At 34.0% G+C, this 8486-nt stretch carries 5 protein-coding genes and 3 pseudogenes; 4 read left to right on the top strand and 4 right to left on the bottom strand.

Annotation, left to right across the window (positions count from 1 at the left end; all coding sequences use genetic code 11):
• Window positions 1-34: 34 nt before the first annotated feature.
• From U736_RS0108120 to U736_RS11255, 3 genes and pseudogenes are all read right to left on the bottom strand, one after another.
• Window positions 35-346, bottom strand: a pseudogene (locus U736_RS0108120) (virulence-associated protein E); the annotation flags it as partial.
• Between the two features lie 96 nt (window positions 347-442).
• On the bottom strand, window positions 443-643 hold the full coding sequence (locus U736_RS0108125; RefSeq protein WP_015856558.1) for a helix-turn-helix transcriptional regulator: 201 nt from the start codon (window positions 641-643) through the stop codon (window positions 443-445).
• A 206-nt stretch (window positions 644-849) separates the two neighbouring features.
• Window positions 850-1829, bottom strand: a pseudogene (locus U736_RS11255) (tyrosine-type recombinase/integrase).
• A gap of 1024 nt (window positions 1830-2853) precedes the next feature.
• Between U736_RS11255 and U736_RS0108135 the strand changes: the two are divergent.
• The 4 genes from U736_RS0108135 to U736_RS0108150 are packed head-to-tail and all read left to right on the top strand — an operon-like array spanning window position 2854 to window position 7206.
• Window positions 2854-3864, top strand: a complete 1011-nt coding sequence (locus U736_RS0108135; RefSeq protein WP_244596078.1) for a radical SAM protein — start codon at window positions 2854-2856, stop codon at window positions 3862-3864.
• A complete protein-coding gene (locus U736_RS0108140) occupies window positions 3857-5641 on the top strand; it encodes an MFS transporter (RefSeq protein ID WP_026500619.1) in 1785 nt (594 codons plus the stop codon). Before U736_RS0108135 ends, U736_RS0108140 begins: the two co-directional genes overlap by 8 nt.
• Window positions 5631-6245 (top strand): radical SAM family protein, encoded by a 615-nt coding sequence (locus U736_RS0108145; RefSeq protein WP_015856561.1) that lies wholly within the window; start codon window positions 5631-5633, stop codon window positions 6243-6245. Before U736_RS0108140 ends, U736_RS0108145 begins: the two co-directional genes overlap by 11 nt.
• Window positions 6214-7206: a hypothetical protein gene (locus U736_RS0108150; protein WP_015856562.1), complete on the top strand. Its 993-nt coding sequence runs from the start codon at window positions 6214-6216 to the stop codon at window positions 7204-7206. Before U736_RS0108145 ends, U736_RS0108150 begins: the two co-directional genes overlap by 32 nt.
• 901 nt (window positions 7207-8107) lie before the next feature.
• On the opposite strand, the pseudogene U736_RS12905 reads toward U736_RS0108150, so the two are convergent.
• A pseudogene (locus U736_RS12905) lies at window positions 8108-8486 on the bottom strand (YfjI family protein); the annotation flags it as partial.

Genomic DNA, 8486 nt, shown 5'->3' on the forward strand with positions numbered 1-8486 from the left:
TAAAGTCTCAAGTATCTCTTCAATTTCTTGTCTCTCTTTCTGCTTTCTGTTTTGCTCGTTTGAAATCAGCAGAAATCTGTTTTGAGAAAGAGAGCATCTGATCATAAGCTTTATCAAAAAAGGCTTGTTTCCCCAGCAAGCCAATTCTAATGAGCGCTTGTATGATCTCTCTAAAAGAGCAGCCAGCATAACAATAGAGTAAAAGACGCGCATCATGTCCATTGGCAAGGGATAAGCTAGGCAGCCTATCATCATGAGCAGGGCAACGGGCAGTTCCATAACGCCCATGCCAAACCCCATGCAAGGCACGTGTAATGCCCTGCGCATTCTTAAAAGAACACATCATTTTAAATCCTATAACGTTGCGTCATAGGACAGATTGTGCACTCTCTAGGGTGATGAGCTTGAGAAAGCCTTGTCCGTCCTTACGTGACAAGTTTTTTTATGCCGCGTCACTTTGACGTTGCTGTTTTGCTTGCTCGATGACATTCAAAAGATCTGTTTGTAACCAACGCGATAAAAAGTCAAATTTTAAAGGTTTTGGTAAAGATCCATTGGTTACATGACGCCGGAATGTTGAAACACTCATATGAAGCAGTTTTGCACTTTCACGATCTGTTAAAAGAATATCATTTTCTGTCATACTAAAATCCTTTCACGATAAAAATGGCAACAAATCATAACTATTTATTAACCACATTTTGGTTTATTTTTGAAGGTATTTTATTTATAGAAAACAATATTTTATCATACAATTTCTTATGTGATAATTTATGAGTCTTATTGAGAGAGAATGAGAGAAAAGAGAGCTAAAGTTATCCACAGATAATGGGGTGTTGCCCCCATATCTTAGGTTTGACCAGTGACATACGCCGCCCATTTATCCATATAGACACGGCGCTGTTCTAGATAGTCAGTAGGTTGCAGAAAAGAAGAAATCATTGCGAGAAAGCAAGCGTGCTTGTTTTAAGATTTCTAATGCTTCTGATGATAAGGGGACGCGAAACTCTTCTGTAGTATCACGTCGACCTTTCATATTCTCAGCAGGAATAATCCATATGTCCCCATCAACTTGATCTTTATGAATATGACACAAAGGATTGGTACGAACGCCTGTCAAAATAAGCAAACGCAAAGCCAGTTGTGTTAAGGTTGATGCTTCGCAAAGTGTTTTATAAAAGGCAGGGACATCTCTCCAATCCATAGCTGGAAAATTTTGCGTTTTATGGCGTTGTTTACCTAAAAGAGCGCGTGCTTTTTCTGTTGCTTGTAAATCAACATCCAAACCCAAGGCAGCCGCATGTTTGAGACAAATATTAAGGCGGGTAAGAGCTTTATCAGCTGTTGCTGCTTTTGTATGCCAAATAGGAGCAAGGGTATCGCGTATCTCTGTTTGTGTAATCTCAGAAACGGGGAGACAACCTAATTTGGGGAGAATATGGAGTTTTAAGGGTAAAAACCAACGCCCATCTTTACCATCTCCTTTTAGTTCAGCTTTACGGCTTTCAAAAGCATCCAACGCGATATCTTTTAAATAATGGAGATTACTTATTGCCTCACGCTTTTGTTTATTGCGTTCTTTAATGGGGTCACGACCTTCACGAAGAACAGAGCGCCATCCAGTTGCCAATTCACGGGCTTGTTTTAAAGAAACATCTCTCAAGGCACCCAAGCCCATTTCACGGCACCGCCCATGAATGGTAAAACGATAAAGCCATTGAGCACCACCATCTTTACGCTTATGAAGAAGCAAGCCGGGCACCATCACACTATTTGCCAGCCCCCAATGTTGCGACAGCCCTTGTATTAAGACGATTCATAAGAACCATTTTTAGTTCTTTCTTATACAAATTTGATCCACACACTCATCCCGCTTGTTATCTGCAAGCGAGTGGTTTTGATTGATTCAACATAAACAGGTTTGGAATGAGAGAATCTTGCGTTATTCGAGGGTCTAATTCAATATGAATAATGCTAGATTATCATTATAAATCAATATGATTGTATCTTTAATAAGAAATAAAAGTTTGTATTTTGGCATCGAGTAGAACCTCTTTTAAAAGTAATTTCACCGCAAGTAGTATTTCACAAAATTACAATTAAAACAGAAAAATAATTGAAAAATTTTTCTTCTGAGAAGCTGATTTACGCAACAACTATTCTTTATTTCAGCCCAAAAAAACCTTTTTAAAATTACTTGATAAAGCAGAGCATTGCATATTTCTTATTGCGATTGAAGTGAAATAGCCATTGAAATCAGGAATAATACTTTTTGAATGAACTTAATAATTAAAATGGAAATTAGCTGAGCACAAGAGTTTTTCGATTTATACCGGTATAGGCCAATTTGTTTTCCAAACTGAATATTACGTATTACAGTTAAATTGACTTTACAATTATAAAGTTGTAAACTTCAATGCCTTGAATATAAATAAGGTACATAATAACAATATGAGGAGGATATTATGTCATATAAAAAACCGCAGGTGATTGGCACTGTGAATAGTGCAACTTTAACTTGTTATAAACCATTGGTGCGAGATAGAAAAAAATAAAAAAGCAGTATAAGGGTGCAGCAGCGCCCTTATCCATTGTATTATTAAGAAACAATTTAGGAGGGGGGGGGATGTTTCGTATTAATCTCGACGAGAATAGCATAACTAGATTAAATGATTTTCAGACTATTGTGCTTAATGATTCAGCTATATTTTTAATTGATTCAGTTTTTTACAGAATCAGAAAATTGAAACTGTTGCGGCAAAGCTTAATGTAGAGACAGAGATTTTAGCATCAGATTTTTCAATCTTGTTAAGAGAACTAGAAAAGAATGGTTTTCTTTTAAAGAAGGAAAACTTGATTAGTACGTCAGATTCGATTTTTGATCTTAAAAAATTATGGGTACCTGTAACACCTATTATACATATTATCCAGAATTGCAATAGCCCTTGTATCATGTGCGATTGCTGGAAAATTAAGGAAAAAAATTGGCATACTCCAGAAAGTTTAATACCCTTATTTAGAATGTTGAAAGAAAAAGGAGCTGCCTCAGTGATGCTTTCTGGGGGAGAACCTTTAATGCATCCGAAGCTTAAAGATATTTTATTAACGTTAAATGAACTAGGTCTGCCTGTTGAATTAAATACCAATGGCATCTTATTGCATAAAAATTTATGGATTTCACAGTATGACATAAAAGAAATTGTTATTTCTATGGATTCGACTAGTGTCCAGGGATATTATGATATACGGGGGGCGAATAAATTTGATCGTGTGTGGAAAAACATTGAAACAGTTAAGAATCTTCAACCTCTGCAAAGTATAGGAATAAGAGCGACAGTTACCAAAGAGATTCTAGAAAATATTATTAATTTTATCGATTTTTGTATAAGCAAAGATGTCGATTATATCGGATTCAGCCCGCTCGATACGTCGTCATTTAGTTTTTCTAGAAAAAATAATACAAAGGATCGATCTAAGGCTTTAAGAAACAAAATTCTTCCGCCAAACGCCTCACTTTTTCATTTGAGAGATGAATTATCAAGGAAAGAATCCCCCCTCCAGATTTATATAGATAAAAAGTTCCAAGAAAGGAAAATCTCATGGACGTCACAAAATTTTGTAAATTGTATTAATTATTACTTAGGCGAAAATTCTACGTACGTTTCGTCGCCGTTAATGTGTTTATTTCCATTTTCATCCTTGGTATTGGACTATAATGGAGATTTAAAAAATTGCTTTTATTCAGAAGCTTTTGGGAATCTACAAAATTATGAGGCAATAGATTGGTCTGCTCAAAGCGTTTTAAAATCTTTGAAAGAATCTGGCGCATGTAGCGGATGTCGTGGGAAGGTATTTTGTGGATAAGGTTAAGCAATTTAAGATTTATAGTGTTAGCAAGTCTACTGCTCTAGTGGTTGCTGTTTTACCACTTTTTTTGTCGGAAAAATTGCATTTGTCGCAAGCGGATATTGTTTTAATCGGTAGTTATTTTTTATTGCTTCCTTTGATCCTAGAAGTCCCCTTGGGTTTATTATCAGATGTTTATGGAAGTAAGCGCGTTATTTATACTGGGCTGTTTTTCTTTCTTTGCGGTTTTTTAGCTCTTTTTATGAATTATGCATATTTTGCTTACGCCACTTATTTGTTGTGTATTACATTAGCAGCCGCTTGTTTCTCAGGTGCGGAAGATAGTTTACTCTTTTCTGTAGTACCAAAGCATCGCACACTGTTTTCCGTTAAGTCCGAAGTGGCTGCTGTTACCTATAGTGTGACAACGGTACTTATTTTTTTAGGGGGAATACTTTATTATGTGCATCCTGCATTGCCTGTGATTTTTCAAGTCCTTTCATTAATTTTTGCTATTTTTATGTTTTCAAAACTGACGAAGGGATTAGATAGTTTTCATATCAACGCTCATCCGAGTATTTTCACAGTTATGTGCGCCAGCCGTAAAGAAGTCAAAAATCCTTATCGCTTCACTCTTATTTTTTTAAGTGCAGTTTCAGCTTTTGCTATTTTGGTTAATAATCGAACTGTTTCTATCGCATTTTCTGATTTTTTGTCATTTCAACCTGCTATTTTGGTTTCGATTATTTTTATCATTGGGAATTTTTTTTCAGCAAGTTCCAATATATTGTTTCAGAAATATTTTTCAAAGTTTCAAAATCCTATTTTTCCCGTCTTAATGATTGGTTGTATGGTAACCATTGCTTTTTTTCTCATGTCATTTCAAATCATTGCGGCTCTTATATTAGGATTTTTACTTCTATGTGTTTTTAAATCTGCTTATCGATCTTATCTGTCGTCTCTTCTTATAAATTCACTGATTGATCCCAAAGCTATCGCGACTGTTTTATCATTTACAGCCATTATTACAGCTGTTGTATCCTTTGCATTCAGTTTTTTATACGGTCATGTTTTTTCAACATTCTGGCAAGCTAATTTGTGGTTGGCAGTGATTATGGCTGTGATTTTTGGGGTGTCTGCTTTAATTATTTTTGTCAGAAAAAAAGAAATCATTTGGTTACAGCCTGAAAATGCACAATCGTCAAAACAACATTTCTTGAAACGCAAGCATCAAGAGTTTTGCTATGGGCAAATTTATCCAGAAGCATCGTGCATTAATGAAAACATCAAGGATGGCTCTTTTCGACAAAGTCTCTATCCTGCACCAAATTTGATAACACTTTGCGATGAAGTAATCGAATGGGAGTTTATCCGGGGTACTGTATTGAGCCAAATGGACTTGCTACATCAAAAGGCGATTATTGATCAAATCAATAAAATCTTTCAAGATCGATTAAGCAAGAATATAATCTTATCACATGGAGATTTACATCCTGATAATATCATTGTTACTCCTGATAGTTCTTTTATGGTAGTGGATTGGGATTTATGTCAAGAAGCCAGTCCGGAATTGGATATCTTAACATTTTTCACCAGTCCAAGATTATCTCTCAATTTAGAAGAACGGATAGACTATATTTCTCATTTGCTGTCTATATCAAAGGATGAAGCTTTACCAATGATAAAAGCGTTTGTGGCTAAAAAAATTTCTGATCTTTGTCTATACCAAAATATTTTCATGAAACAATTAGTATTGGATTATATGAACTTGAATAAGAAAATTCATGGGCGATAATATTGTAATTTGTAATAAAAATTGCAGTGCGGGCTGCAATCATTGTCCGTATTCGATGGAATGTATGGTGAGAGATGATGCGTTGCCTGAATCTTTATATACAATAAATGACATAAAATCTGATTTTATTATTCTTTCTGGTGGAGAGCCTTTTGAGCTCGATTATGATTTACTTCATAAATATACTTGTATGTGTCTCATTTGTAAAAAATATTTTCGGATTGCAACAGGGGGGCATATCTATATTCAACCATATTTGAAGCTATTAAAGAGTAATCCGTTCTTTTTAGGGATACAAATAGGCACAGATGTTATTTCAGAGATAAGAAATCTAGACAGTAAAAAATATAAACAAAAGTGGGTGCGTAACATAGAATGTATGAAAAAATATAGCGTACCATATAGTGTGACGATTACTTTATCGGAGAGATTCGATTTGGCAGAAGTGTTAGCTCTAATATGTATCGCTACTCCCGAGTTCATTTTAGTTAATTTTGAAAATAGAAAAAAGTACGAGAATACATTTCAGTTAAATATGATACGGGATTTTTTTTCTGGCTGTGAGATAAAATATGGATATACGCATCAGAGTTTACACCAATAAATATAAATTATCGGATTCTTTTCACAGTTCTTCTGGTGTGTTAGTTGAAAAAACAGAACTGATAATTTTATTTACTGTTCGGGATAAAGTTATTTCGCCCTTTGCTATGGAGTTGCCATTGTCACCTAGTCACGGAGAAATGCCGGACGATTTTATAAAATCTGTAAATGAAAGATCAATAAATAAAAGTAAACACTTTTCAAATTCTTTAAGCTATTTCTTTGGGTTGGAAGATTTTTTTAAAAAAGTTGAAATGGCTAAAATTATTAATTCTGGATTAATAAAATCTATTAAAACGATAGGAATAGGTGAAATTATTGATGATGAGATACGTAATTACGATTTGATAAAATTGAAATCATCGAATCAGTATTTGGATGATACAATTGCAATTGTTAATGAAAACAAAAATGTAAAATTTATTATTGATTTCAATGCAAGTATTAATTTTGAGCAGTGGAATTATTTTATTGATAGGATAGATAAGAATAATTTGTTTGGAATAGAACAGCCTATGAAATTTCCTTCAAAAATTCCAGATTTGGGTTTCTTAAATATCGCTGATGAGACATTCGTGAAATGTGGTTATGAAAAAATTCACGAATATGGCTATAATGCTTTTGTCTATAAGCCATTTGCAAGTAATATTAAAGAATTATATAAGTGTTTTGAGAATAAAAATAACTACGTTGGTATGGTTGGAAGTAATGTTTCTGGCCCTTTAGATTGTAGTTTTTGTAACATCATAAATCATTATATGCCTACCAAATTAGCAGGAAATCGTGCAAGTAATTTTGAAGCGCATCCGTTAAATAATAAAACTGAGGATTTAATGAGAATTCGAGAAAAAAAGATATATCTCTCTGATGAATTGTTTATTTATCTTGATAAATTTTGCCGAAAGGTATCGGATTTGTATTTTGATATGAATACATTAAAAGAAATTGCTACAAATATATAGTGTTTCCCACTCTGAAGCAGCTATGTTTCGTGAATAGATATAGGACATACCGATGGAAGAACGATATGGTGCTTGTCTCATGTATCGGAATCTTATATACTAAAAGTGTCAAAGATGGTGGCAAAATTGGCTTTGATTTTTTTGATATTAGCAGTAATTTAAATAGCAACTTGCCTTTTTTATTCAAGATTTTTGATGAGAAAGAATTATAGGTATTTCAGCTTGATGTTTATTATAAAGCTGAGCTCAACCCCAATCAGAACAGTATAGCAGGTGGCCTTATTATCTTACTTAAAGGGGGCTAGCTAAGAAGCATACGCTTGTTATTATATCGAATGTTCTCAATTTGCATTCGATTAAACTTACAAATTAAGATGGCGTTTATTCTAATACCATCAATACTGGGCTTATAGATTAAACATTCAAGTCCAATAGTTCGCAGAACAAATGAGCCATGCATCCAAAATGCCAATTACGAGTAATATAAATCCAGATGATATTGTAGCTGATATTCACGTAATACCATCAATACTCCCAAATGACTTCTATTATCGTAAGTTTTTCTTTTCTCTAGAGATAATCACCAATGTCATAAAAATATATTTTACCATACTGTTGCACGTTTGGACTTTTTACAAAAATAGAAATTTCCATAGAGTAGCTCGAGATCCTAAACAAAAATATTAAAATATAATGTTTTTTATTATTTAAAAAATAACATAAACATTGGAATAACTCTCCAAAAGCAACAAAACTCTTTGTAAGAAGAACTCTGATCATTTTCTTTGAAAAAAGAGCAATGAAGAGAATATCACTAAAAAGAGCTTTGAGCGATTGGCTTGAAAAACTCTCAAAAGAGATTTCTCTATTGTGTGGTCCTATGATTTTTCACCAAGGTGGGCTATTCATAGCGTTTTGTAGGCCGACTGCCTTTTGGGTTTTTTGTCTTCATAAATTTCACGAAGATAGTTGCAACAGCATAAAAGCTCTAAAGTTTGTTGAATAATTCCTTTATCCTTTAAAAGCTTCCAATCACGCTTATAAACATCTTGTGCAGCTAAAACCATCTGGTAAATGATCACAAGGCTCTACAATGAGTTTTGCATGACTTAACAAATAGGGTGATCAACACAATGTCATAGGGAGTGAAGGCAAGCCTATTTCAAAACGCCCTCCTTCAACAAGTTCAAAAATCAATGCAAGGGTTGGTATGGTTTTATTCATTTTCAAAAGATGCGCTTGTAAACTTGATGAGAAATGACCTCCTTTGATTGTTCTTT

The sequence above is a fragment of the Bartonella grahamii ATCC 700132 genome (genome assembly GCF_000518085.1).
Lineage (GTDB): Bacteria > Pseudomonadota > Alphaproteobacteria > Rhizobiales > Rhizobiaceae > Bartonella > Bartonella grahamii.